Annotated in this window: 23 protein-coding genes and 1 pseudogene; 17 read left to right on the top strand and 7 right to left on the bottom strand. The window is 73.5% G+C overall.

Features of this window, described 5'->3' with window-relative positions; all coding sequences use genetic code 11:
- The first annotated feature begins 3 nt into the window (after window positions 1-3).
- Window positions 4-1,518, top strand: a complete 1,515-nt coding sequence (locus ABD665_RS19835) for a glycosyltransferase family 39 protein (RefSeq protein WP_204912854.1) — start codon at window positions 4-6, stop codon at window positions 1,516-1,518.
- Here ABD665_RS19835 and ABD665_RS19840 read toward each other — a convergent pair.
- Together ABD665_RS19840 and ABD665_RS19845 are read right to left on the bottom strand one after the other, a co-directional pair.
- Window positions 1,502-2,890: a metallopeptidase TldD-related protein gene (locus ABD665_RS19840; protein ID WP_204912853.1), complete on the bottom strand. Its 1,389-nt coding sequence runs from the start codon at window positions 2,888-2,890 to the stop codon at window positions 1,502-1,504. The genes ABD665_RS19835 and ABD665_RS19840 overlap by 17 nt on opposite strands.
- On the bottom strand, window positions 2,887-4,404 hold the full coding sequence (locus ABD665_RS19845) for a metallopeptidase TldD-related protein (protein WP_204912852.1): 1,518 nt from the start codon (window positions 4,402-4,404) through the stop codon (window positions 2,887-2,889). The genes ABD665_RS19840 and ABD665_RS19845 overlap by 4 nt, the downstream gene beginning before the upstream one ends.
- 65 nt (window positions 4,405-4,469) lie before the next feature.
- Between ABD665_RS19845 and hisF the strand changes: the two genes are divergently transcribed.
- The 5 genes from hisF to ABD665_RS19870 are packed head-to-tail and all read left to right on the top strand — an operon-like array spanning window position 4,470 to window position 9,235.
- The gene (hisF, locus tag ABD665_RS19850) at window positions 4,470-5,279 is read left to right on the top strand and encodes an imidazole glycerol phosphate synthase subunit HisF (protein ID WP_204912851.1); all 810 of its coding nucleotides are present in this window, start codon (window positions 4,470-4,472) and stop codon (window positions 5,277-5,279) included.
- Entirely contained in the window at window positions 5,276-5,791 is a 516-nt protein-coding gene (locus tag ABD665_RS19855) for an HIT family protein (RefSeq protein WP_344742868.1), read from the top strand. Before hisF ends, ABD665_RS19855 begins: the two co-directional genes overlap by 4 nt.
- On the top strand, window positions 5,788-7,080 hold the full coding sequence (locus ABD665_RS19860) for a glycosyltransferase 87 family protein (protein ID WP_204912850.1): 1,293 nt from the start codon (window positions 5,788-5,790) through the stop codon (window positions 7,078-7,080). Before ABD665_RS19855 ends, ABD665_RS19860 begins: the two co-directional genes overlap by 4 nt.
- Before the next feature lie 9 nt (window positions 7,081-7,089).
- A complete protein-coding gene (gene ilvD, locus ABD665_RS19865) occupies window positions 7,090-8,799 on the top strand; it encodes a dihydroxy-acid dehydratase (RefSeq protein WP_204912849.1) in 1,710 nt (569 codons plus the stop codon).
- Window positions 8,800-8,815: 16 nt separating this feature from the next.
- Window positions 8,816-9,235 carry a VOC family protein gene (locus tag ABD665_RS19870; RefSeq protein WP_204912848.1) on the top strand — a complete coding sequence of 140 codons (420 nt, stop codon included), beginning with the start codon at window positions 8,816-8,818 and terminating at the stop codon, window positions 9,233-9,235.
- Between the two features lie 27 nt (window positions 9,236-9,262).
- Here ABD665_RS19870 and ABD665_RS19875 read toward each other — a convergent pair whose 3' ends face one another.
- A complete protein-coding gene (locus ABD665_RS19875) occupies window positions 9,263-11,029 on the bottom strand; it encodes a protein kinase domain-containing protein (protein WP_204912847.1) in 1,767 nt (588 codons plus the stop codon).
- Window positions 11,030-11,244: 215 nt separating this feature from the next.
- Here ABD665_RS19875 and ABD665_RS19880 point away from each other — a divergent pair.
- Window positions 11,245-12,159, top strand: a pseudogene (locus ABD665_RS19880) (winged helix DNA-binding domain-containing protein); the annotation flags it as partial.
- A gap of 147 nt (window positions 12,160-12,306) precedes the next feature.
- Here the strand turns inward: ABD665_RS19880 and ABD665_RS19885 are convergent.
- Window positions 12,307-12,759, bottom strand: coding sequence for a MarR family transcriptional regulator (locus tag ABD665_RS19885; protein WP_204914682.1), 453 nt, complete (start codon window positions 12,757-12,759; stop codon window positions 12,307-12,309).
- Window positions 12,760-12,817: 58 nt separating this feature from the next.
- Here ABD665_RS19885 and ABD665_RS19890 point away from each other — a divergent pair, with 58 nt between their 5' ends.
- From ABD665_RS19890 to ABD665_RS19920, 7 genes are all read left to right on the top strand, one after another.
- Window positions 12,818-13,636 carry an NAD-dependent epimerase/dehydratase family protein gene (locus ABD665_RS19890; protein ID WP_204912846.1) on the top strand — a complete coding sequence of 273 codons (819 nt, stop codon included), beginning with the start codon at window positions 12,818-12,820 and terminating at the stop codon, window positions 13,634-13,636.
- Window positions 13,637-13,695: 59 nt separating this feature from the next.
- On the top strand, window positions 13,696-14,643 hold the full coding sequence (locus ABD665_RS19895; protein ID WP_204912845.1) for an aminoglycoside phosphotransferase family protein: 948 nt from the start codon (window positions 13,696-13,698) through the stop codon (window positions 14,641-14,643).
- Window positions 14,644-14,946: 303 nt separating this feature from the next.
- Entirely contained in the window at window positions 14,947-16,701 is a 1,755-nt protein-coding gene (locus ABD665_RS19900) for an acetolactate synthase large subunit (protein ID WP_204912844.1), read from the top strand.
- Window positions 16,698-17,240: an acetolactate synthase small subunit gene (gene ilvN, locus ABD665_RS19905; RefSeq protein ID WP_204912843.1), complete on the top strand. Its 543-nt coding sequence runs from the start codon at window positions 16,698-16,700 to the stop codon at window positions 17,238-17,240. Before ABD665_RS19900 ends, ilvN begins: the two co-directional genes overlap by 4 nt.
- 74 nt (window positions 17,241-17,314) lie before the next feature.
- Window positions 17,315-18,334, top strand: coding sequence for a ketol-acid reductoisomerase (gene ilvC / locus ABD665_RS19910; protein ID WP_204914680.1), 1,020 nt, complete (start codon window positions 17,315-17,317; stop codon window positions 18,332-18,334).
- A 225-nt stretch (window positions 18,335-18,559) separates the two neighbouring features.
- Complete coding sequence (locus ABD665_RS19915) at window positions 18,560-19,267, top strand: type IV toxin-antitoxin system AbiEi family antitoxin domain-containing protein (protein WP_204912842.1); 708 nt, start codon at window positions 18,560-18,562, stop codon at window positions 19,265-19,267.
- A gap of 13 nt (window positions 19,268-19,280) precedes the next feature.
- Window positions 19,281-19,466 carry a hypothetical protein gene (locus ABD665_RS19920; protein WP_204912841.1) on the top strand — a complete coding sequence of 62 codons (186 nt, stop codon included), beginning with the start codon at window positions 19,281-19,283 and terminating at the stop codon, window positions 19,464-19,466.
- Between the two features lie 109 nt (window positions 19,467-19,575).
- Here the strand turns inward: ABD665_RS19920 and ABD665_RS19925 are convergent, their stop codons facing one another.
- Complete coding sequence (locus ABD665_RS19925) at window positions 19,576-20,136, bottom strand: hypothetical protein (RefSeq protein ID WP_204912840.1); 561 nt, start codon at window positions 20,134-20,136, stop codon at window positions 19,576-19,578.
- An 85-nt stretch (window positions 20,137-20,221) separates the two neighbouring features.
- Complete coding sequence (locus ABD665_RS19930) at window positions 20,222-20,785, bottom strand: O-methyltransferase (RefSeq protein WP_204912839.1); 564 nt, start codon at window positions 20,783-20,785, stop codon at window positions 20,222-20,224.
- Window positions 20,786-20,926: 141 nt separating this feature from the next.
- Between ABD665_RS19930 and ABD665_RS19935 the strand changes: the two genes are divergently transcribed.
- Window positions 20,927-21,085, top strand: coding sequence for a hypothetical protein (locus ABD665_RS19935; RefSeq protein WP_204912838.1), 159 nt, complete (start codon window positions 20,927-20,929; stop codon window positions 21,083-21,085).
- A 112-nt stretch (window positions 21,086-21,197) separates the two neighbouring features.
- Here ABD665_RS19935 and ABD665_RS19940 read toward each other — a convergent pair whose 3' ends face one another.
- Window positions 21,198-22,250: a 3-isopropylmalate dehydrogenase gene (locus ABD665_RS19940; RefSeq protein WP_204912837.1), complete on the bottom strand. Its 1,053-nt coding sequence runs from the start codon at window positions 22,248-22,250 to the stop codon at window positions 21,198-21,200.
- Window positions 22,251-22,383: 133 nt separating this feature from the next.
- Between ABD665_RS19940 and ABD665_RS19945 the strand changes: the two genes are divergently transcribed.
- Complete coding sequence (locus tag ABD665_RS19945; RefSeq protein ID WP_344742914.1) at window positions 22,384-23,493, top strand: branched-chain amino acid aminotransferase; 1,110 nt, start codon at window positions 22,384-22,386, stop codon at window positions 23,491-23,493.
- A 249-nt stretch (window positions 23,494-23,742) separates the two neighbouring features.
- On the top strand, window positions 23,743-24,405 hold the full coding sequence (locus ABD665_RS19950; RefSeq protein WP_204912835.1) for an HAD-IA family hydrolase: 663 nt from the start codon (window positions 23,743-23,745) through the stop codon (window positions 24,403-24,405).
- Window positions 24,406-24,502: the final 97 nt, after the last annotated feature.

Consider the following 24,502-nt stretch of genomic DNA (forward strand, 5'->3'; position numbering starts at 1 on the left):
CTCGTGCCGACGCCCGCCCCGTTCCGCACGGGGTCGGTCCTCCTGCGGGCGGTGACGGTCTTCGTCCTCACCCTCGGCCTGGTCGGCGCGGGCTCCTGGATCCCGACGCAGTCGCGTGACGAGGCGGCCACCGTCTCCGCGGTCACGCGGTCCTGGTCCCAGCTCGGCGCGATGCTGCAGAACGTCGACGTCGTCCACGCGCTCTTCTACTCCGCGATGAAGGTCTGGCTCGACCAGGTCGGCATCTCCACCCTGACCCTCCGGCTGCCCTCGGTGCTGGCCTGCGCCCTGGCGGCCGGCTTCGTCGTGGTGCTCGGCTCGCTGCTCTTCCACCCCCGCGCCGGGCTGCTGGCCGGGCTGGTGATGGCGGTCTGCCCGCGGGTCACGCTCGTGGCGACCGAGGGCCGGTCCGCGGCCTGGTTCACGGCCGCGGCCGTCCTCCTGGTGCTGCTCGTGGTGCTCGCGGTCCGGCGCCCGTCCTGGGCGTGGTTCCTGCCGGTCAGCCTCGTCACCGCCGTGCTGGGCGGGCTCCACGTCTACGCCGCCCTGCTGCTGCCGATCCTCGTCGTCTGGCTCTGGGCCCCGCCCGAGACCGCCGGGCGCAGGCGGCGGGTCTGGCGGCTCGGGCTGCCGCGCGGACGGCTGGCGCCGCTGCTCGGGCTGCTGGTCGGGGAGGTCCCGGTCGTGCTGCTGGCGTGGCGGGCCCGGGACCAGCAGGCGCAGGTGGACTGGATCGACCCGCCGTCGCTGGAGTCGCTCGCCAAGGTCGCGACCGAGACCGTCGCCCCGCTGAACGGGCTGTGGGCGGTCCTCGCCTGGTCGATGGCGGCGGCCGGCCTCGTCTGGCTGGCCCGGCACCGCAGGGGGCGGCGGGGGACCACCTTCCTGCTGGTCGGCTGGGCCGTCTTCCCGGGCCTCGCGCTGGTCACCGTCTCGGCCCTGTGGACCCCGCTCTACTCCCAGCGCTACCTGTCGTTCTGCGTCGGCGCCCTGGCCGTGCTCGCCGGCGCCGGGCTCACCTCCGTACGCCGGCGCTGGCTGACCTTCTGCCTGGCCGCGACGCTGCCGCTCGCCTCGGCGGTCACCTTCCGCGACCAGCGCGAGGTGGGCGCCTGGGACAGCTGGCAGCAGATCGCCGACGTGATCGCCTACCGCGGCAACCCGGGCGACCCGGTGATCGACTACCCGCTGGTCTCGGCGATCACGGTGTCCTACCCCGGCGCGCTCGGCACCGGACCGGTCCTCAACGCGGGCGCCGACCGGCTGAGCCGGCACTACCTGTGGGACGACTGGCTGCCCCTGCAGGCGGTCGAGCCCCGGCTCCGCGGCGTCCAGAGGGTCTGGTACCTCTCGCCGACCGCCGACGAGACCGGCCGGACCCTGGAGATCCGGCGGCTGCGTCAGCTGGGGTTCAGCGGGGAGATGCTCGAGCGGAGCGACGCCGAGCAGACGTGGCTGTTCACCCGTACGGCCGCCGAGACCGAGCGCGGCGACCGGCTGATCAGGATGCCTGGCTGACCGTCGAGTAGTTGAAGTCGGGCACGCGGACCGGCGGCATCACCGTCTTGGTGATGTAGTCGTTCCACTCCCGGCACAGCACGGGCACGCTCGCGCCGATCTCGGTGATGCGACCCAGCAGCTCGACCGGCGACTCGTTCCAGCGGAAGTTGTTCACCGCCGCCACCACCTCGCCGTCCTCCACCAGGTAGACCCCGTCCCGGGTGAGGCCGGTCAGCAGCAGCCGCTCCGGGTCCACCTCGCGGATGTACCAGAAGCACGTCAGCAGCAGCCCGCGCTTCGTCCGAGCGACCATCTCCTCCAGCGTCGCCGTGCCGCCCGCGTCCATCACGAGGTTGTGCGCGGCGGGCGTCGCGGGCAGGCCGGTCGCCGCACCGTGGCCACGGTTGCGGACCAGCTCGTGCAGCACGCCGTCGTCCAGCCAGCGCACCTGCTCGACCGGCAGCCCGAGGTCGAAGGAGAAGGACGTGCCGTCGGTCGAGGAGGTGCCCGCCACGAACGGCAGCGTCTCCTGGCCCGGCCACGCCGGGTCCGACAGCAGCGTGACGGGCAGCGGCGCGAGGCGCTCCCCGACGCGGGTCCGGCCCTCGCCGGCCGCGTAGACGTTGCTCCCGTCCTCGGCGTCGCGGGCGCTCGCGGTCCAGCTGGCGTAGACCATCAGGTCGGCCACGGCGCCGGGCGGCAGCAGCGTCTCGTAGCGCCCGGGCGGGAGCTCGACCGTGCGGCGGGCCCATCCCAGCCGGGTCGACACCTCCGCGTAGAGGGCATCGACGTCCACGTCCGTGAACGTCCGGGTCTGCTGCCCGACCCATCCTGAGCGCGCGAGGTCGGAACTCTTGCCGTTGAGCTCGAGCCGGCCCTCCGGGTCGACGCCGCGGCGGCGCAGGCCGGTGCTGCTGGCCAGGTAGACGGTCTCGACGATGTGCTCGGCGAAGCCGTAGAGCAGGTGGCCGTCGGCCTCGGCCCGCGCGAACGCCCGGCCGAGCCCGTCCGCCACGAGGGCGAGGGTCTCGACGCCGGTGGCGACCGGGTCGGCGTCGAAGTCGTCGCCGTCGTCCGACGCGGTCCCGGGCTCGACGAGCGGCACCGGCTCTTCGGCGGGCGACGCGGCGCGGGCGGCCGCCTCCGCCGCGGCGACCAGCGCGGCGACCTCGGACACGTCGGCCAGGTCGGCGGCGACGGTCGCGACCGCGGTGCCGCCCTCGACCTCGGCCGTGGCCGTGACCGCGAGGCTCCGCGCGTGCATCTCGCCGTTCGTGGTGAGCGCGTTCGCCGCCCACCGCAGGTTGGTCTCGTGGCGCTCGGTGAGCACCGCGACCACCGGACCGGTGGCGACCGCCAGCGCCTCCGTCAGCAGGTCCTGGACCCTCATGCCGCCCCCTCCGCCGCCGTGTTGAGCACGTTCACCCCGCGGAACAGCGCCGACGGGCAGCCGTGCGAGACCGGTGCGGTCTGCCCGGGCTGGCCCTTGCCGCAGTTCAGCACCCCGCCGAGCACGTAGGTCTCCGGCCCGCCGGCCGACTCCATCGAGCGCCAGAAGTCGGTCGTCGTCGCCTGGTAGGCCACGTCCTTCACCTGTCCGGCGAGGCGCCCGTCCTCGATCTTGTAGAAGCGCTGCCCCGTGAACTGGAAGTTGTAGCGCTGCATGTCGATCGACCAGGACTTGTCGCCGACGACGTAGATGCCGCGCTCGACGCGCGAGATCATCTCCTCCGTGCTGGGCCCGTCGGGGTCGGCGGCGAGGGAGACGTTCGGCATCCGCTGCATCGGGATGTGGCCGGGGGAGTCGGCGTACGCGCAGCCGTTCGACGGCCCGAGGTCCTTCTCCGCGGCCATCTGCCGGTTGAGCTGGTAGCCCACGAGGGTGCCGCCCGAGACGATGTCGAAGCGGGTCGCGGCCACGCCCTCGTCGTCGTAGCCGATCGAGGCGAGCCCGCGCTCGACGGTGCGGTCACCGGTCACGTTCATCACCGGGCTGCCGTAGTGCAGCGTCCCCAGCTGGTCGAACGTCGCGAAGGACGTGCCCGCGTACGCGGCCTCGTAGCCGAGTGCCCGGTCCAGCTCGGTCGCGTGCCCGATCGACTCGTGGATGGTGAGGAAGAGGTTGCTCGGCTCGATCACGAGGTCGTAGCGGCCGGCCTCGACCGTCGGGGCCACGGCGTGCTCGGCCAGCAGCGCCGGCATCTCCGCGACCTCGGCGTCCAGGTCCCAGCCGGCGCCCGTCAGGTACTCCCAGCCGCGACCGACCGGCGGGGCGAGCGTGCGCATCGTCGCGAAGCCGTGGTCGCCGACACTCACCGCCGTGAGCTGCGGGTGGATCCGCACGCGCTCCTGCGTCGTCGTGGTGCCGGCGAGGTTGGCGAAGAACTTGTTCTCGTGGATCCAGTGCAGGACGGCCGAGGTGTGGCTGACCCCGGGCGCCGCGAGCAGCCTGCCGGAGAGGTCGAGCATCCGGCCCTGGCGCTCCGCCTCGTCGACGGTGAAGGGATCGGTCTCGTACGACGACACCCACGTCGCGTCGGCGTGCACGGGCTCGTCGGCCAGCTCCACCCGGTGCGGCGTCAGCGGCTTGGACACGCGGGCCGTGGCCACGGCCCGCTCGGCGAGCCGGGCCGCGGTGTCGGTGGTCAGCCCGATGCCCGAGGCGAAGCCCCAGACGCCGTCGTGCACGACCCGCACGGCGAGCCCGAGGGTGGCGTGGTCGGTGCTCGACTCCAGGCTGTGGTCACGGAACGTCCGCACGCCCTCGCGGATCCGTTCGACCCGCAGGTCGGCGTAGCTGCAACCCAGCGCGTCCGCGCGGGACAGGGCGGCGTCCGCCAGCGCGCGGAGCGGCAGGACGGTGAAGCCGGGGTCGACGTCCCGGCCGGTCGGGGGAAGGGGCACGACCTCACACTAACCAGCGGGTCCGACCGCGGCTCCGACGCCCGCGCAGGCCCTACGCTGGCCCCGTGGCGGTCGCCGTACGGGTCATCCCCTGCCTCGATGTGCACGCCGGCCGGGTGGTCAAGGGCGTGAACTTCGTCGACCTCCGGGACGCCGGCGACCCGGTCGAGCTCGGCGCGGTCTACGACGCCGAGGGGGCCGACGAGCTGACGTTCCTCGACATCTCGGCGAGCACCGAGGGGCGGGAGACGACGCTCGACGTCGTGCGCCGCACCGCCGAGACCGTGTTCATCCCGCTGACCGTCGGCGGCGGCGTGGGCAGCGTCGCCGACGTCGACGTGCTGCTGCGGGCCGGGGCGGACAAGGTCGCGATCAACACCGGCGCCATCCGCCGTCCCGAGGTGATCGGCGAGATCACCCGCCGCTTCGGCAACCAGGTGCTGGTGCTCTCCGTCGACGCCCGCCGGGCGCCGGGCACCCCGTCCGGATTCGAGGTCACCACGCACGGCGGTCGTCGCGCGGCCGGCATCGACGCCGTCGAGTGGGCGCGCCGCGGGGTCGGCGAGGGCGTGGGGGAGATCCTGCTGAACTCGATGGACGCCGACGGGACGACCGCGGGCTTCGACCTCGAGATGATCGCCGCCGTGCGCGCCGCCGTCGACGTCCCGCTGATCGCCTCGGGCGGTGCCGGTCGCGTGGAGGACTTCCCGCCGGCCGTCGAGGCGGGCGCGGACGCCGTGCTCGCCGCCACCGTGTTCCACTTCGGCACCCTGCGCGTCGCGGACGTGAAGGACGCGATCGCCGCCGCCGGCCACCCCGTCCGGCGCGCCACGTCGACGGTGCCGGGACCGACCAGGGAGACTCTGACCGCGTGACGCCAGGCAAGCCAGACAAGCCCGAGAAGCCGGGGAAGCCCGACAAGGGCAAGAAGAAGCACAAGCCCACGCTCGCGGACCTCGAGCCCGCGCCCACGGGCCCGGAGGAGTGCATCTTCTGCCGGATCGTGGCCGGGGAGCTGCCGTCGCGCCAGGTCTACGCCGACGACCACGCCGTGGCCTTCCTCGACATCAACGCGTGGCACCGCGGCCACACGCTGGTCATCCCGCGCCGCCACGTCTCCGACCTCGTGTCCGGCGAGCCGACGCTGCCGGAGATCGCGCCGGCCGTGGACGCGGTCGCGCGGATGCTCAAGGAGCGCCTCGCGCCGGACGGGATCAACGTCCTGTCCTCGGCCGGGGTCGCCGCCGGCCAGACGGTGTTCCACGCGCACGTGCACGTCATCCCGCGCTACGCGGACCAGCCGGGCTTCACCCACCTCGTGAACCCCGTCGAGGTCCCCGAGGGCGAGCTCGAGTCGGTGTGGCGCCAGATCTCGGACGGGTCGTGAACGCCCTCGACGCCAGCCCCGGGCCGCCCGGCACGCACGTCGTGCCGTCGCGCGGGCACCAGGCCCGGCTGCTGCTCGTCGAGGTGCTGCCGCCCGCCGTCGTGGCCCTGGCCCTGCTGCCGTTCGTCATCGCCTACAGCCACTGGTGGCCCCGGACGCCGAACACGATCGACCTGCAGGTCTACGTGTACGCGGTCAAGGACATGCTCGTCGGCAAGGACATCTTCCTCACGAGCACGCCCGGCTGGCACCTCTTCTTCATCTACCCGCCGATCGCCGCGGTGCTCATGACGCCGCTCGCCTTCGGGCCGTACCTGTTCTGGCAGATCGCCTGGACGGTGGCCGGGGTCGGCGCGACGCAGTCGGTGCTGCGACGCTGCGGCGTCCCCCGCGGCTGGAAGCTGGCGCTCGTCGGCTCGGCCGCCCTCGTCGCGGTCGAGCCGATCCGCACGACGTTGGGCTACGGGCAGGTCAACACCTTCCTGATGGCGCTGGTGGTCGCCGACCTGCTGCCGCGCTGGCCCGGTGCGCCGGTCCACCGCCGGCCACTGCAGGGCGTCCTCGTCGGCCTCGCCGCGTCGATCAAGCTCACGCCCGCGCTGTTCGGGGTGTTCGCCTTCCTGGCCGGCAAGCGCCGGGCGGCGATCACGGCCGGGGTCGCCTTCTTCGTCTTCACGGGGATCGGCTACGTCTTCCTGCCCCGCAACACCGTCGAGTTCTTCGGCGGGCTGTCCGGCGGCGACACCCGTACGGCCTCGCCCCTCTACGTCGGCAACCAGTCGCTGCTCGGCGTCTTCTACCGCCTGGGCGACACGAGCCGCACGACCACGCTGGTCGGCCTCGGCGTGGCCGGGATCGTCGCGCTGCTCGGCGCGGTCGTGGCCGTGCGGTGGTGGCGCTCGGGCCAGAAGGTCTTCGCCGTCGCGCTCGTCGGGCTCTGCACGAACCTCGCGTCGCCGCTGTCGTGGACCCACCACTACGTGTGGATCCTCCCGATGGGCGTCGCGGTCCTCACCGCCGTGCTGCCGCGCTGGGTGCGGGTGCTCGCCGGCTTCTGGGTCGTCTGGGTCTGCCTGTGCCCGCCGCTGGCGCTGCTCCCGTACGGCAAGCAGGTCGAGCTGACCTACACGCCGCTGCAGGAGCTGGTCGCCAACCTGGGCCCGGTGACGGGCGTCGTCCTGGTGCTCGCGCTGACCGTGCACCTGCTCGTCGGCGGCCGCGCCACCACGGCGCGGCGTGCGCTGACCGAGGACGGGGACGCGGCGGAGGCGCCCGCCCGGCGAGGTTAGATTCGTCGCATGACGGACACGCTCAACGACGCAGCGATCGGCACCGGGGTGGACATCAAGCCGCGTTCCCGGGTCGTCACCGACGGGCTCGAGGCCACCGCGTCGCGCGGCATGCTGCGCGCGGTCGGCATGGGAGACGACGACTGGGTCAAGCCCCAGGTGGGCGTCGCCTCCAGCTGGAACGAGATCACCCCCTGCAACCTCTCCCTGGACCGGCTGGCCAAGGCCGTCAAGGAGGGCGTGCACGCCGGCGGCGGCTTCCCGCTCGAGTTCGGCACCATCTCCGTCTCCGACGGCATCTCGATGGGCCACGAAGGCATGCACTTCTCCCTCGTGAGCCGCGAGGTCATCGCCGACTCGGTCGAGACGGTCATGTCGGCCGAGCGCATGGACGGCTCCGTCCTGCTCGCCGGCTGCGACAAGTCGCTGCCGGGCATGCTCATGGCCGCCGCGCGGCTCGACCTCGCGTCCGTCTTCCTCTACGCCGGCTCGACCCTGCCGGGCCGTGTCGGCGACAAGGACGTGACGATCATCGACGCGTTCGAGGCCGTCGGTGCGTGCCTCAAGGGCCTCATCACGCGGGACCAGGTCACCGAGGTCGAGAAGGCGATCTGCCCCGGCGAGGGCGCCTGCGGCGGCATGTACACCGCGAACACCATGGCCAGCGCCGCCGAGGCCCTGGGCATGTCGCTGCCCGGCTCGGCCGCCCCGCCCGCCGTGGACCGGCGCCGTGACGGCTACGCGGTCGAGAGCGGCAAGGCCGTCGTCGAGCTGCTGCGCCGCGGGATCACCGCCCGCCAGATCATGACGAAGGAGGCGTTCGAGAACGCCATCGCCGTCGTGATGGCGTTCGGCGGCTCGACCAACGCCGTGCTGCACCTCCTGGCCATCGCGAACGAGGCCGAGGTCGACCTGACCCTCGACGACTTCGTCCGGGTCGGCAAGAAGGTCCCGCACCTGGGCGACCTCAAGCCGTTCGGCCGCTACGTGATGACCGACGTCGACCGCGTCGGCGGGGTCCCCGTGGTCATGAAGGCGCTGCTCGAGGCGGGTCTGCTGAACGGCGACTGCCTCACGGTGACCGGCCGCACGATGGCCGAGAACCTCGCCGACATCGCCCCGCCCGACGTCGACGGAACCATCCTCCGGGCGATCACGAACCCGATCCACCCGACCGGCGGCATCACGATCCTGCACGGCTCGCTCGCGCCCGAGGGGGCCGTCGTCAAGAGCGCCGGCTTCGACACCTCGGTCTGGGAGGGCACCGCGCGCGTCTTCGACGGCGAGCGGGCCGCCATGGACGCGCTCGAGGACGGCACCGTCAGCGCCGGCGACGTCGTGGTCATCCGCTACGAGGGCCCCAAGGGCGGTCCGGGGATGCGCGAGATGCTCGCCATCACCGCCGCGATCAAGGGCGCGGGGCTCGGCAAGGACGTCATGCTGATCACCGACGGCCGGTTCTCGGGCGGCACCACGGGCCTGTGCGTCGGCCACATCGCGCCCGAGGCGACCGAGGGCGGCCCGATCGCGCTCGTCCAGGACGGCGACCCGATCAGCCTCGACGTGGCGAACGGCACGCTCGAGCTGGGCGTGGACGGCGAGGAGCTCGAGCGTCGGCGCGCGGCCTGGACCCCCACGCCGCGGCCGGTGCGGCGCGGCGTGCTCGGGAAGTACACGAGGCTCGTCCGGTCCGCGAACGTCGGCGCCGTTTGCGGCTGAGCGGGGCGTCGGCGCGATGACCCTGCCCCGGATCCTGCAGACCGTCCTCGACACGGAGGACCCGCGCGGGCTGGCCGAGTTCTACCGGGTGCTGCTCGGGCTGTCCTACCGGGCCGGCGACGAGCAGCCCCCGGCCGGCGAGCCGGACCCGCGCGGGGAGGACTGGCTGGTGCTCGTCGAGCCGGACGGCACCCGGGCCCTCGCGTTCCAGCGGGTCGAGACGCTACCCCGGCCGACGTGGCCGGAGGGCGCGCTGCCGCAGATGCTGCACCTCGATACGGCCGTCCCCACCGCGGCCGACCTGAAGGAGCAGCACGTCCGGGCGCTCGGGCTGGGCGCGACGCTGCTGTACGACCGGTTCGACGACCCGGAGGAGCCGCTGTACGTCTACGCGGACCCGGCGGGGCACCCGTTCTGCATCTTCGTCGCCGCCTGACCGCGCCTGTACGGCCCGGGCGGTGTATCAGCCGTTCGGGTGCCGGCGGACGTAGTCGGCCATCCGGTCGTTCCGCAGGGCGTCGCTGAGCTCACGGAACTGGTCCGCCTCGACCACCTCGACCGTGCGGCCGTCCCGCTTCGCCGGCGTCGCCGGGACGTCGAGGAGCTCGACGTCGTCGGGTGTCAGGCGCAGGGACAGGGCGGTCGAGCGGAGCGTGGAGTCGGAGAGGTCGTCGTCGACCCGGATCCACTTGGCCGCGTTCCCCACGAACCGGGTGAACTGCTTCGGCCGCGCGAGCACCTCGCGTGACAGCCCCTTGCTCAGGATCGCCTTGAGCACCAGGCGCTGGTTCGCCGCGCGGGCCTGCTCGCTGGGCAGCGACCGGCGCTCCCGGACGAACCAGAGCGCGTCCTCGCCCGAGATCGTGATCCGCCCGGCCGGGAACGAGCGGCCCGGCGTCGTGAACGCCCGCGGGTTGTCGACCGTGACCCCGCCGAGGTCGTCGGTCAGGCTGACGAACCCGGTGAAGTCGATGGTCGCCACGTGGTCGACCCGGGTCCGCGTGACGCCCTCGAGGGTGCGGACGACCCGGGCGGCGTCGTCGTCCTCGTACGCGGCGTTCAGCGTGTCCGGCCCCCGCCCCGGGACGTCCACCCAGAGGTCGCGGGGGAACGAGATCACGTACGCCTGGTCGCGGGCCTGGTTGAGGTGGACGAGCATCACCGAGTCGCTGCGCCCCCGGTCGTCGAGCTGCGGGTCGCCGTCGTCGGTGCCGATCAGGACGTAGTCCAGGACGTCGGGGACGGCGGCCTCGCGCTCGGGCCGGGTCGGGTAGCCCGGGAGCTCGATGCCGCGGGCGATGTTCGCGGTGACGCTGCGGTCGATCTCGTAGAGGTAGACCCCGACGCTCGCCAGCAGCACGACCAGCACGGTCGCGAGCGCGACGGCCCCCACCAGCAGCGCGGGCCGACGACGCCGGCCCCCGGCGCTCCCGAGGTCGACCGCGGCGAGCCGGTCCCGCAGCCCGGCGGCGGTCGGACGCTGCGCCGGGTCGTCGGCCAGCGCGTCGAGCAGCACCCGCATCAGGGCCGGGTCGACGCCCGGGACCGGAGCCACCGGCTCGGCCAGCCGACGGGAGAGGTCCTCCAGCGACGAGCCCGCGTCGACCGAGCCGTGCGGCGGCTCGCCGGCGAGCACGGCGTAGAGGGTCGCGGCCAGCTGGTAGACGTCCCCGGCCTCGCTCGGGGCGTCGCCGCGCAGGACCTCGGGCGGCGCGTACGCCGGCGTGATGCCCTCACCGCTCGGGGCCTGGACGGGGCCCGCCAGCCCGAAGTCGGCGAGCGCCGCGTTGCCGTACGCGTCGACGAGGACGTTGGCCGGCTTCACGTCGCGGTGCAGCATGCCCTGCGCGTGGGCGGCGGCCAGCGCGTCGGCGACCCGGACGCCGGCGGTGCGGACGCGCTCGGCGTCCGGGCGGTCCTCGGGGCTCTGCCAGCGGGTCAGGGAACCGCCCCGGAAGAGCTCCATCACCAGGTAGGGGCGCCCGTCGGCCAGGACGCCCGCGTCGTGCACGGTGACGATGCCGGGGTGGCCGGACAGGCCGCCGGCCGTCCTGGCCTCCGTCAGGAACCGTCGCTGCTCGGCCTCCGAGTCGAGCGTCCGGGTGTCGACCTTGACCGCGACCAGCCGGTCCAGGGACTCCTGCCGCGCCTGCCAGACCGTGGCGAACCCGCCCCGGGCGAGCGGGGTCCACCCGCTCAGGCCGGGGATGTCGGGCGTCGCGACGGCCATGGGTCCACGATAGAGAAGGTGGAGGCCGTCCCGTCCAGCCGACGTCGTCGCCCGGCGGCTGGCGCAGGCCGGTCGCGGGCCGTCGTCGCGGTGCTCCGCCGGTTCGGCCGGTGACCCGGGTCACGGTCGAGGAGCGTCGTGCGAGGCTCGCCCGGCGGCACCTGCTGCTCCCCGGCACCCGGACCGACGACGTAGCCGCGGTCGCCGACGCCGTCGTGGCCCTGCACTCCTCGGACCCCGTCACGGTCCACCTCTCCGTCCTCGCCCGCACCGTCGCGACGACCCCGGCCGACCTCGAGGCGGTCCTGTACGAGGACCGTGCGCTGGTCCGCCACCACGCCATGCGGCGGACGCTGTGGGTCGCCCGGCCCGACGTCGTCCGGGTGCTGCACGCGGCCGCGACCCGCGCGCTGGTCGGGCCGGACCGGCGGCGCACCGCGGGCTACCTGGCCGAGAGCGGGGTCGAGGACCCCGACGCCTGGCTCGACGACGCCGACGCCCGGGTGCTCGCCGACCTGCGGGAGCACGGGCCGAGCACCGCGCGCGAGCTGGGGCAGCGCATCGAGGCGCTCCGGCAGCCGATCCTGGTCGGCGGCCCGCGCTGGGGCTCGACGCAGTCGGCGCACACCCGGGTGCTGCTGGGTCTGGGCTTCGCCGGGGCGATCGTCCGGACCCGGCCGATCGGGACGTGGGTCAGCGGGGCGTACCGGTACGCCCTGGCCGAGGACTGGCTGCCGGGCGGGTTCGGGGAGCTCGACCCGCGCGAGGCCCGTGCCGCCCTGGCCGGGCGCTACCTCGAGCGCTTCGGGCCGGTCACGACCGAGGACCTGCGCTGGTGGGCGGGCTGGACCGTCACGGCGACCCGGACGGCGCTGGCCGACGCCCGCGCGGAGCCGATCGACCTCGACGGCGGCCCGGCCTGGGTGGCGCCGGACGACGCCGGCGCCACGGCGGACCCGGAGCCGTGGGTGGCGGCGCTGCCGAGCCTCGACCCGACGACGATGGGGTGGAAGGAGCGCGGCTGGTACCTGCCGGAGGCGGCGGCCGCCGCGTTCGACCGGAACGGCAACGCCGGCCCGACGCTGTGGGTCGACGGCCGGGTGGTGGGGGCGTGGGCGCAGGCGTCGGACGGCCGGATGCTCACGCACTTCTTCGAGCGGGTCCCCGCGGCGGCGGGTGGAGCTGGACGAGCGCCTGGCGTCACTGGCGGCGGCGGTGGGGGAGACGCGGTGGACGGTCCGGTTCCCGGGACGGGTGCACGCCGCGGTCTGGGGCCCCTAGCGCCGGGTCCGGTCCACGCCGACCCGGCCGAGCAGCGTGCGGAGCTGGCGGGCCTCCGACGGATCGAGCCCCCCGAGCAGCTCGCGCTCGGCCGCGTCGCTCGCCTCCCGTGCTTCCGCGAGCGCGACCCGCCCGGCATCGGTGAGCACCACGACGTTGCGCCGCCGGTCGGCGGCGTCCGCCTGCCGGGCCAGCAGGCCCCGACCCTCCAGCCCGTCGAGCAGCCCGACCATCGACGTGCGGTCGACACCCAGCCGCGCGGCGGCCTGCTGCTGGGACTCGGGTCCGTGGCCGTCGAGGAGGAGCAGGACGGCCAGCTCGCGGACGTTCACGCCGGTCGGCGCCAGGTGCTCGCCGTGCAGGTCCTCGAGCTCGAGCAGCGCGCGCTTCAGCAGGTAGGTCAACCGGGCGCTGAGCTGCGGCCCGAGCTCGTCCTCGCTGCGGTTCATGTCGCCAGGGTACTGCTACGCTGATCATCAGTAACACTGACGATCAGGAAGAAGGAACATGAAGACTGTGCTGCTGACCGGGGCGACCGGGCTCGTCGGATCGCGGCTCCTGCCGCGTCTCGTCGACGAGGGGCACGACGTCCGCGCGCTCGTGCGGGGCGAAGCGGCGCTGCCGCCGGGGGCGACGGCCGTCCGGGGCGACCTGGCCGACCCGGCCTCCCTCCGCGTCGCCGTGGAGGGGGTCGACGTCGTCGTGCACCTGGCTGCGTTCTTCCGGACTGGCGACGAGAAGGCGATCTGGCGAGCCAACCTCGACGGCACCCGGAACCTCCTCGACGCGGTCCGCGAGCACGCGCCGCAGGCCCGGTTCGTGATGACGAGCACCGGGAACGTCTACGACGCCGACCAGGCCCGCCCGGGGCGCGAGTCCGACCCGTGCACGCCCACCGCCGCCTACCCGGCGAGCAAGCTGGCCGCGGAGCTGCTGGTCCGCGAGAGCGGGCTGACGTGGTCGATCCTCCGGCTGCCTTTCGTCTACGGCGAGGGCGACGGGCACCTGGCCTCGATGCCCCCGCTCGTCGCGCGGTTCGGGCTGCACCCCGCCCACACCTACTCGGTCGCCCACCACCGCGACGTGGCGGCGGTCGTCCGCCTCGCGCTGGCCGGGACCCTGGACGGCCGGGTCGTCAACGTGGCCGACGACGCCCCGGTGACGGTGCTCGAGATGGCGCGCCTCGCCGGCGTCGAGCTCGGCGCGACCGCCGAGCCGCTCGTGGACCCGTGGTCGGGCCGGATGGACCCGACCCTCCTGCGGGACCTGGGCTTCCGGCCCGAGGTGGCGAGCGTGCAGCAGGCCGCGCGCGAGGGCATCCTGTAGCGCGTCGCCCGCAGCTCGTCCGCAGCCCGATGGGGAGACCGGCCGGATAGCCTCCGACCGTGACGGAGCCCGGCGGAACCGTCCGGCTCCAGCCCCTCGTCCGGGCCCGGGTCGCCACGCTCGGCGACGTCGGCCGGGCCTGGGCGGACGGGCTGCCGGACGTGCTCGCCGGGCTCTGCGCGCGCTGGGCACTGAGGCTCGGCCGCGCGGTGCCCGGCGGGTCCGCCTCCTACCTGACGACGGTCCTGCGGGCCGACGGCACGGACGCCGTGCTCAAGGTCGCCCTGCCGGACGAGGACGTCGCCGGTCACCACGCCGTGCTGCGGGCGGCCGACGGACGGGGCTACGTCCGGGTCCTCGCGTCGGCGCCCGAGGTGGGCGCCCTGCTGCTCGAGCGCCTCGGGCCGTCGCTGGACCACGCGGGGCTCCCGGTCGAGGCCCGGCTGGACGCCCTGGCGAGCACGCTGCTGCGGGCCTGGCGCGCGCCGGACCGGCCTCCGTCGGACCGGGCCGCCGCGCTGGCCGCGGACGTCCGCCGGTACGTGGCCCGGACGCCGGACGCCGTGCGCGCGGAGGTCGTCGAGCAGGCGCTCGCCCACGGGGCGCGGCTGGCCGACCCGCACCCGGACGAGCTGGTCGTCGTGCACGGCGACCCGCACCCCGGGAACCTGCTCCGGGTCCCGCACCCGCGGGCCGGCGCCGAGACCGGCTGGTGCTTCGTCGACCCGGACCCCTATGTCGCCGACCGGGCGTACGACCTCGGGGTCGCCGTCCGCGACCTCTCCGCCACGCTCCTGGCGGACCCGGGCACGGCGGGGGAGCGGCTGCGGTCCTGGTGTCGCGCGGTCGCGGCCCCCAGTGGGACGGCCCCGGACCGCGTCTGGGCGTGGGCCTTCCTGACCCGGGTCTCCACGGGGCTCTACGTGACGTCCTTCGGTGCACCCCGGGTCGGCGGGCCGTTCCTGCGCTCCGCCGAGGTGCTCGTGGGGCTCGGCGCCGGGCGGTGATTTCCTAGGGTGTCCGAGCGTCCTTCCGGATGTCGGGACAACTCGTCTCACGAGTTGACGCGGACTTGCGCTGCGCGGAGTCTTGACGTCATGCAGCGCCTCCTCGTACGCACCCGCGTCGGCTGAGCCCACCTCGCTCGTCGACGCTCCCTCGTCTGCCTCCGGGCGGCGGGGGTTTTTTGTTGCCCGGCCCCGGTTCACGCCGCGGCGAGCAGCAGAGGCGTCCGTTGCACCGGCGTAACATCCACCAGGGCCTCCCGACAGCACCGTGAGGCCCGCTGAGCCTGAGGGAGAACACCCGCGATGTCCAGGACCGACTCCGCAGCACCCGAGCAGACCGGCGCCGAGGCTCTCGTCTCATCGCTCGAGCACGTCGGGGCCGAGGTCGTCTTCGGCATCCCGGGCGGCGCGATCCTCCCGGCGTACGACCCGCTCTTCGACTCGACCGTGCGCCACATCCTGGTGCGCCACGAGCAGGGTGCGGGCCACGCGGCCGAGGGCTACGCCGTCGCGACCGGCAAGGTCGGCGTCTGCATGGCGACCTCGGGCCCGGGTGCCACCAACCTCGTGACGCCGATCGCCGACGCCTACATGGACTCGGTGCCCATGGTCGCCATCACCGGCCAGGTGGCCGCGCCCTCGATCGGGACGGACGCCTTCCAGGAGGCGGACATCCGCGGCATCACGATGCCGATCACCAAGCACAGCTTCCTGGTCACGCACCCCGAGGACATCGCGAGCGCGGTCGCGTCCGCGTTCCACATCGCCTCGACCGGCCGGCCGGGCCCCGTCCTCGTCGACATCACCAAGGACGCGCTCCAGGCGACCGGCTCGTTCGCGTGGCCGCCGAAGATCGACCTGCCGGGCTACCACCCGGTGGTCAAGCCGCACGCCAAGCAGGTGCGCGAGGCCGCCCGGCTGATCGGCGCCTCCAAGCGCCCGGTGCTCTACGTCGGCGGCGGCGTGGTCAAGGGCCGCGCCTGGGACGAGCTCAAGGAGCTCGCCGAGCTGACCGGCATCCCCGTCGTCACCACCCTGATGGCGCGCGGCGTCTTCCCCGACAGCCACCCGCAGAACATGGGCATGCCCGGCATGCACGGCACCGTCGCCGCGGTGGGCGCCCTGCAGCGCGCCGACCTGCTGATCGCGCTCGGCACCCGGTTCGACGACCGCGTGACCGGCAAGCTCTCCTCCTTCGCCCCCGAGGCCAAGGTCATCCACGCCGACATCGACCCGGCGGAGATCTCCAAGAACCGCACGGCGGACGTCCCGATCGTCGGCGACAGCAAGGAGGTCATCGGCGAGCTCGTGTCCCTGCTGCGCGCCGACGACCACCCGCTGCCGGAGATCGGTGCCTGGATCAAGAGCCTGTACGACCTCAAGAAGCGCTACCCGACCTCGTTCGACCTGCCCGACGACGGCACGCTGTCGCCGCAGCACGTGATCAAGCGGATCGGCGACCTCACCGGTCCGGACGCCTACTACGCCTCCGGCGTGGGCCAGCACCAGATGTGGGCCGCGCACTTCCTGCCCTGGGAGCTGCCCGGACGCTGGTTGAACTCCGGCGGCCTCGGGACGATGGGCTACTGCGTGCCCGCGGCCATGGGCGCCAAGGTCGGCCGGCCGGACTCGGTCGTGTGGGGCATCGACGGCGACGGCTGCTTCCAGATGACCAACCAGGAGCTCGTCACCTGCGCGCTCGAGGGCATCCCGGTCAAGATCGCCGTGATCAACAACCAGAGCCTCGGCATGGTGCGCCAGTGGCAGACCCTGTTCTACGAGGGCCGCTACTCCAACACCGACCTCAAGACCAACCGCATCCCGGACTTCCCCAAGCTGGCCGAGGCCATGGGCTGCGTCGGGCTCCGCGCCGAGCACCCGAACGACGTCGACGCCGTGATCGACAAGGCGCTGTCGATCAACGACGCGCCGGTCGTGGTCGAGTTCGTCGTGCACAAGGACGCCATGATCTGGCCGATGGTCGCCGCGGGCGCCAGCAACGACGACATCAAGATCGCCCGGGACATGGCCCCGAGCTGGGCGCAGGAGGACCTGTGAGCGCGCACACCCTGTCCGTCCTCGTCCAGAACGTCCCCGGCGTCCTGGCCCGGGTGTCCGGGCTGGTCAGCCGGCGCGGGTTCAACATCGAGTCGCTGGCCGTCGGCCCCACCGAGAGCCCCGAGATCTCGCGGATCACGCTTTCGGTCGACGTCGACGACCTCGTGCTGGAGCAGATGACCAAGCAGCTGAACAAGCTGATCGAGGTCCTCAAGATCGTCGAGCTCGAGACGTCGGCCGTGCACCGCGAGCTGATCCTGATCAAGGTCGGCGCCGACCTCGACCACCGGGGCCGGGTGCTGGAGATCCTCCAGCTCTTCCAGGGCGCCAAGGCCGTCGACATCTCCCCGGAGACGATCACCATCGAGGCCGTCGGCAGCCCGGAGAAGCTCGCCGCGCTGATGCAGCTGCTCGAGCCCTTCGGCATCCGCGAGCTCGTCCAGTCCGGGGTCGTGGCCATGGGCCGCGGCCCGAGGTCGATCACCGACCGCGGCGGACGTTCGGCGGAACGGCACAAGTCCATCCGCCTCGTCCCCTGAACCACCCCTCCCGTCCGAGCACCACCCACCCGTACGACCGACCGACCAGGAGATACCTGCCCGTGCCCGCCACGATGTTCTACGACACCGACGCCGACCTGTCCCTGATCCAGGGGCGCAACGTCGCCGTCCTCGGCTTCGGCAGCCAGGGCCACGCGCACGCCCTCTCGCTCCGCGACTCCGGCGTCGACGTCCGCGTCGGCCTGCCCGAGGGCAGCAAGAGCCGCGCCAAGGCCGAGGCCCAGGGCCTCCGCGTGCTGACGCCGTACGAGGCCTGCGAGGAGGCGGACCTGATCATGGTCCTCACCCCGGACCCGTCGCAGCGCAAGCTCTACAAGGAGGCCATCGAGCCCAACCTGGTCCCGGGCGACGCGCTGTTCTTCAGCCACGGCTTCAACATCCGCTACGGCTACATCACCCCGCCCGAGGGCGTCGACGTCGTCATGGTCGCCCCGAAGGGCCCCGGCCACCTGGTCCGCCGCGAGTACAGCGAGGGGCGCGGCGTCCCCGTGCTCGTCGCCGTCGAGCAGGACGCGACCGGCAAGGCGTGGGACCTCGGCCTCGCGTACGCGAAGGGCATCGGCGGCCTGCGCGCCGGCGGCATCAAGACCACCTTCACCGAGGAGACCGAGACCGACCTGTTCGGTGAGCAGGCCGTCCTCTGCGGCGGTGCCTCCGAGCTGATCCAGGCCGGCTTCGAGACGCTCACGGCCGCCGGCTACCAGCCCGAGGTCGCCTACTTCGAGTGCCTCCACGAGCTGAAGCTCATCGTCGACCTCATGTACGAGGGCGGCATCGCCAAGCAGCGCTGGAGCATCTCCGACACCGCCGAGTACGGCGACTACGTCTCGGGCCCCCGGGTCATCGACGCGCACGTCCGCGAGAGCATGAAGGCCGTCCTCACGGACATCCAGGACGGCACCTTCGCCAAGCGCTTCATCGAGGACCAGGACGCCGGCGCCCCCGAGTTCAAGGCGCGCCGCGCCGAGGAGGAGAAGCGCCCGATCGAGGCCGTCGGCCACGAGCTCCGCAACCTGATGTCGTGGGTCAAGAGCCACGACGACGACTACGTCGAGGGTTCCGCCGCCCGCTGACCCGGCGCAGCACCAGCTCTACCCGCGAGGCGTACCTTCCGTACGTCCCGTGACCGCGAGGCGTACCTTTCGCCGCCGCGCGCACCCTGCAGGGTGCGCGCGACCGGGGAAGGTACGCCTCGCGTTCTGTTCGGTCGTCCACAGGGCGAGCCGCGGCGGATGGGTTGTCCACCGGTCGGGTGGGTGGGCCTGGTGTCGGGGTGCCTGGGCTGGTCCGCTGGCCGCATGGAAGACGTCCTGCTCCGGGCCGACCTCGCCGTGCGTGGTCTGGTCGACGGCGATCTGGCGAGGCTCCGCCGCGCGGGCGACCTCGAGCGCGTACGACGCGGGGCGTACGTCCGGCCGGACCCGGTCGAGCGGTCACCCGAGGAGCAGCACCGGGTGCTGGTCGCGGCGACGATGCCGCAGCTCGGCACCGGCGCGGTCCTCAGTCATGCCTCTGGGGCGGTGGTGCAGGACCTCCCGGTCTGGCGCGAGGCGCTGGCCTCGGTCCACGTCACGCGACCGCGGCGGGGAGGCGGTGGCCGCCGGACGGTCGTCCGACGGCACACGAGCCCGCTCGACCCTGACGAGGTCACGGAGGTGGACGGCTGGCCCGTGACGACCCTGGCTCGGACGGTGGTCGACCACGCGCGAACCGTGCCGTACGAGCAGGGCGTGGCGGCCGCGGACCGTGCCCTCGCGCAGGGCCTCGACCCGCTCCTGCTGCAGGCGGCGCTGGAGCGGGAGGCCGGCTGGCCCGGTGCCGCCCGCGCCCGCCGCGTCGCCGACTTCGCGGACGAGCGTGCCGAGTCCGCCGGGGAGTCGGTGAGCCGGGTCGTCCTGGCCCGGCTCGGTCTGATTGCCCGAGGACCTGCAGCTCACCGTCGTGCACGGTGCGGAGCTGGTCGGACGCGTCGACTTCGCCTGGCCGGAGCACCGGACGATCGGTGAGTTCGACGGGCGGGTGAAGTACGGGCGGCTCCTGCGCCGGCCGGAGGACATCGTCCAGGTGGTCCATCGGGAGAAGGTCCGCGAGGACCTGCTGCGCGACCTCGGGTGGCAGGTCGTGCGCTGGACCTGGGCGGACCTCGAGCACCCGGAGGTCATCGTCGAGCGCCTGCTGCGCGCCTTCCGCCGGGCCCATGGCTGACCGCGCGTACCTTCCGTGCTCGCGCGCACCCTGCAGCGTGCGCCTCGCCGTGGAAGGTACGCCTGGGGGCGGAGCGGCCGCGGAAGGTGCGACTTGGGGAGGGACGGGGTCAGCGGGAGCGGACGGACAGGTTCACCACGCGGGTCTTGTCGGGGCGCAGGGCGGTGGCGACGACGTAGACGCGGCTGTCGGGGGTCCCGGTGGCGGTCGTGTCCTGGTCGTTGGCCAGGATGCAGAGCGAGCGCAGGTCGGGCTCGCCGAGCGGCGAGGGGTGGTTCTTCACGCACTTCCCGTACGAGTCCTGCAGCGCGGTCAGCGCGTCGGCGGCGTCGGCCGGCGGGACCTCGAGGACGGCCTCGAGCTGGTAGTCGTGGGTGGAGCGGTAGTGCGAGCTGACGACCCGGGTGCCGGGTGGCAGCTCCACGTCGCCGAAGAAGCCGACGTCACCCAGGGTCAGCGAGGGGCACTCGAAGCCGGTGAAGGTGTTGACGCAGCGCGAGCCGCGCTCGGTGGTCGTGGAGAAGTACGGGACGCCCCAGGCGCCCGCGAAGCGCGCGAGGACGAGCAGCGCCACGATGACGGCGAGCACGAGGGTGACGCAGAAGAGGGCGACGTTCAGCGCCTTGCGCGCCTTGGCCCGACGACGCAGGGCGGGGGACAGCGCTGACACGCGCCCCAGGATGCCTGACGGGAGGACGGGGACGCGAAACGTCCGGGGCTGACCGGGGGTCGGCACCCGACGTCGGCGCGGGCCGTCAGCGGCGGACGGCGATGAGGACGGAGGTGTCCTCGGCGACCATGACGTCCACGCTGGTGAACCGGTCGTCCGACAGCCACGCGACGCGGAGGTCGTCAACCCGTCCGCCACGGAGCGGGGGCCAGCTCGCGCAGGGCACGAAGTCGTCCAGCACGAGCATCCCGCCCTCGTCGAGCAGCGCGGTGACCTCCTCGCGCGGCCAGTCGCGGGCGCTCGCGGCGTCCATGAAGATGAGGGAGAAGGGGGCGTGCGCGGCGAGCGTGCGCCAGTCGGCGTGGATGACGTCGATGTCGTCGTCGGCGAACATGTCCATCACGCCGTGGGCCAGGCCGGGGTCGACCTCGGCGGTGACGACGCGCGTGGCCTTCGGGGCGCCGCTGCGCAACCAGGCCGCGCCCACGCCGCAGCCGGTGCCGCACTCGGCGATGGTCCCGGTCCGCGTCGCGGCGAGGGTGGCCAGCAGCCGGCCGGTCTCGGTGCGCGAGGCCTGCACGTAGCCGCGCTGGAGCGACATCCGCAGCGCGCGCAGCACGAGCTCGGGCAGCTCGGGCGGTGCACTCATCCCAGCAGTGTGGTCGCGGGCCGTCTGCTCCGTGGACACCGCGTCCACCATGTGGGAACTCTTCGAGATGCTCGGTAGCCCGATAGTCGGATGTCCTAGCATCTTGCTCACGAAGCAGGCCCTACGAACGCAGGACACGGCATGTACGAGATGTACCCGGACACGTGGCACGTCGCCGACGACGGACACCACGACACGGCAGGTCGGCCCCGTCGCCGCGCCCGCAAGGAGCACCCGGTCGTCCCCGCCGTCCTCGTAGCCGCGCCGAGCGCCCCGGACCGCACGCGTCCCACCGCCTGAGCGACCGATCCAGCCCGGACGGGAGCACCGCGTCGCAGGACGCGGGAACCCCTACGGGCCCGGGCCTCGCTCAGGCCCTCCCGCTCAGACCCCTTCGCTCAGACCCTCGTGCTCAGACCGCCGCGGCGATCGCGTCGCCGACCTCGGTGGTCGAGCGCTTCGTCCCCGGCGTACGCGCGCTGATGTCGGCCAGCACGGCCTTCTCCACGCGCGCCGCCTCATCGAGGAGACCCACGTGCTCGAGCAGCAGCGCGACGGACAGGATCGTCGCCGTCGGGTCGGCCACGCCCTGGCCGGCGATGTCCGGCGCGGAGCCGTGGACCGGCTCGAACATCGACGGGAACGCGCCCGTCGGGTTGATGTTCCCGCTGGCCGCGAGGCCGATGCCGCCGGTGACGGCCGCCGCCAGGTCGGTGAGGATGTCGCCGAACAGGTTGTCCGTGACGATCACGTCGAAGCGGGCCGGGTCGGTGGCGAGGAAGATCGTCGCCGCGTCCACGTGCAGGTAGTCGGTGCTGACCTGCGGGTACTCGGCGGCGACGCTCTCGAAGATCCGGCGCCACAGCCCGCCCGCGTAGACGAGCACGTTGTGCTTGTGGACGAGCGTGAGCTTGTTGCGCCGGCGGGTCGCCCGCTCGAAGGCGTCACGGACGACGCGCTCGACGCCGTACGCGGTGTTGATGCTGACCTCGGTGCCGATCTCGTTCGGCGTCCCGCCGCGGAACGTCCCGCCGTTGCCGCAGTAGAGGCCCTCGGTGCCCTCGCGGACGACGACGAAGTCGACCTCGCGGCCGGCGACGACGGAGTCGGCCAGCGGCGTGGGCACGCCGGGGAAGAGCCGGCTCGGGCGCAGGTTCACGTAGTGGTCGAAGGCGAAGCGCAGCTTGAGCAGCAGGCCGCGCTCGAGCAGCCCGCTCGGCACGTCCGTCGCGCCCGGCGCCGCACCGACCGCGCCCAGCAGGATCACGTCGGCGGCCGCGAGCTCGGCCATGGTCTCGTCCGAGAGCACCTCGCCCGTGCGCTGCCAGTGGGCGGCACCCAGGTCGTACGGTGTGGTCTCGAAGGCGTCCGGGCCGGCGACGGCCTCCAGCACCTTCAGTCCCTCGGCGACGACCTCGGGGCCGATGCCGTCGCCCCCGATCACGGCCAGCTTCTTCTGCGTCACCGGCGCATCGTAGCGGGGCACGACCCGCGCACCGGTGCCGTCTTCCACCCGTTCAGACCCGGGCCCTGAGCCCTCCGCCCGCGCCCCACGAACCCCACCACCGCCCCACACCCCAGAGAGCGAACTCGTGAGCCTGCCCTTCGACCTCCGCCCGAACCCGCACCCGCGCACCGCCGAGGAGCGCGCCGCGATCCTCGCCGACCCCGGCTTCGGCGTGCACTTCACCGACCACATGGCCGTCGCGACGTGGACGTCGACGGACGGGTGGCAGGACTCGGGCGTCGTCCCGTACGGCCCCTTCACCCTGGACCCGGCGACCGCGGTCCTGCACTACGCGCAGGAGATCTTCGAGGGCCTCAAGGCCTACCGGCACGCCGACGGCAGCGTGTGGCTCTTCCGCCCCGACCAGAACTCCGCCCGTCTCAACCGGTCGGCCCGGCGGATGGCGCTGCCGGAGCTGTCGGAGGAGGACTTCCTGGCCAGCATCGACGCGCTCGTCACGGCCGACGAGGCCTGGGTGCCGTCCGGGCTGAGCGGCACCGGCGAGCCGACGCAGAACGCCGAGCAGAGCCTCTACCTGCGGCCGTTCATGTTCGCCTCGGAGGCCTTCCTCGGCGTCCGCGCCGCGCGCCGCGTCACCTACTGCTGCATCGCGAGCCCGGCGGGCCCGTACTTCGCGAGCGGCGTGCACCCGGTCCGGATCTGGGTCTCGACGACCTACAACCGCTCGGGCCCCGGCGGCACGGGCGCGGCCAAGACCGGCGGCAACTACGCCTCCAGCCTCGTGGCCCAGGCGGAGGCCGCGCAGAAGGGCTTCGACCAGGTCATGTTCACCGACGCGGTGGAGCAGCGCTGGGTCGAGGAGCTGGGCGGCATGAACGTCTACCTGGTCACGACCGACGGCGAGCTCGTCACGCCGGAGCTCAGCGGGACGATCCTCGAGGGCGTCACCCGGGACTCGATCCTGACGCTGGCGCGCGAGTTCGGGCTGACGCCGGTGGAGCGGCAGATCTCCCTCGAGGAGCTACTCGCGGGCGTCGACTCCGGCTTCGTCTCGGAGGTGTTCGCGTGCGGGACCGCCGCCGTCATCACCCCGATCGGGCTGCTGGCCGACGACGCCGGCGAGCACAAGGTCTCGGCCGGCGTGACCGGCGAGGTCACCGCGGCCATCCGCAAGAACCTGCTGGACGTCCAGTACGGCCGCGCGGAGGACACGCACGGCTGGATGCGCCGGATCCTCTAGGGGTCCGCGCCCCCGAGCGTGCCGCAGGGCGCAGCAACGCCCCCTGAGCCTGTCGAAGGGCCTCGACGAGGTCGGCGTCGTCGACGGTGGGACGAGCGCCAACCCCTCCGGGGCCCTTCGACGAGCTCAGGGGGCGTGGGGGCCCTTCGACGAGCTCAGGGGGCGTGGGGGCCCTTCGACGAGCTCAGGGGGCGTGCGGGCAGCGGCCCCACCTGTCTCGAAGCGGCCGCCCGGGGTAGGGGGAGCGCCGTGGCTGACACGGCGATCTTCGACGTCGACGGGACCCTCGTCGACACGAACTACCAGCACGCGCTCGCGTGGTACCGGGCGTTCCGGCGCTACGGGATCACCCGGCCCCTGTGGCGGATCCACCGCGGGATCGGCATGGGCGGAGACCAGTTCGTGCCGAAGATCGGCGGCGAGGACGTCGAGGAACGCCACGGCGACGCCCTGCGCGACGCCTGGGTCGAGGAGTTCGACGCGATGATCGACGAGGTCTCCGCGTTCGACGCCACGCGCGAGCTCCTCGAGGAGGTCAGGCGGCGCGGCTTCCGCCTCGTGCTGGCGAGCTCGGGCAGGAAGAAGCACGTCGAGCACTTCCTCGGCCTCTTCGGCGGCCACGACCTCGCCGACGCCTGGACGACGTCGGAGGACGCGGAGCACAGCAAGCCCGCGCCGGACCTCGTGGAGACCGCGCTGAAGAAGGTCGAGGGCGCCTCCGGGGTGATGGTCGGCGACTCCACCTGGGACGCGGTCGCCGCCGGCAAGCTCGGGGTGCCCACGCTGGCCGTCCGGACCGGCGGCTTCTCGACCGAGGAGCTGCAGGAGGCCGGGGCGGCGCACGTCTTCGACTCGCTCGCCGAGCTGCGCGCGGGGCTCGACGGAACCCCGCTCGAGCGGCCGTCGGCATGAGCCCGGACCGCCGGTGCTGGTCTTCTCGGGCGATCCGCGCGAGGATGGGCGGGTGCTGGCCGTGGTGATCATTCTCTAGCGCGCAGGGCTCCCGCTC

Source organism: Microlunatus spumicola (assembly GCF_039536445.1).
Taxonomy (GTDB): Bacteria; Actinomycetota; Actinomycetes; order Propionibacteriales; family Propionibacteriaceae; genus Microlunatus; species Microlunatus spumicola.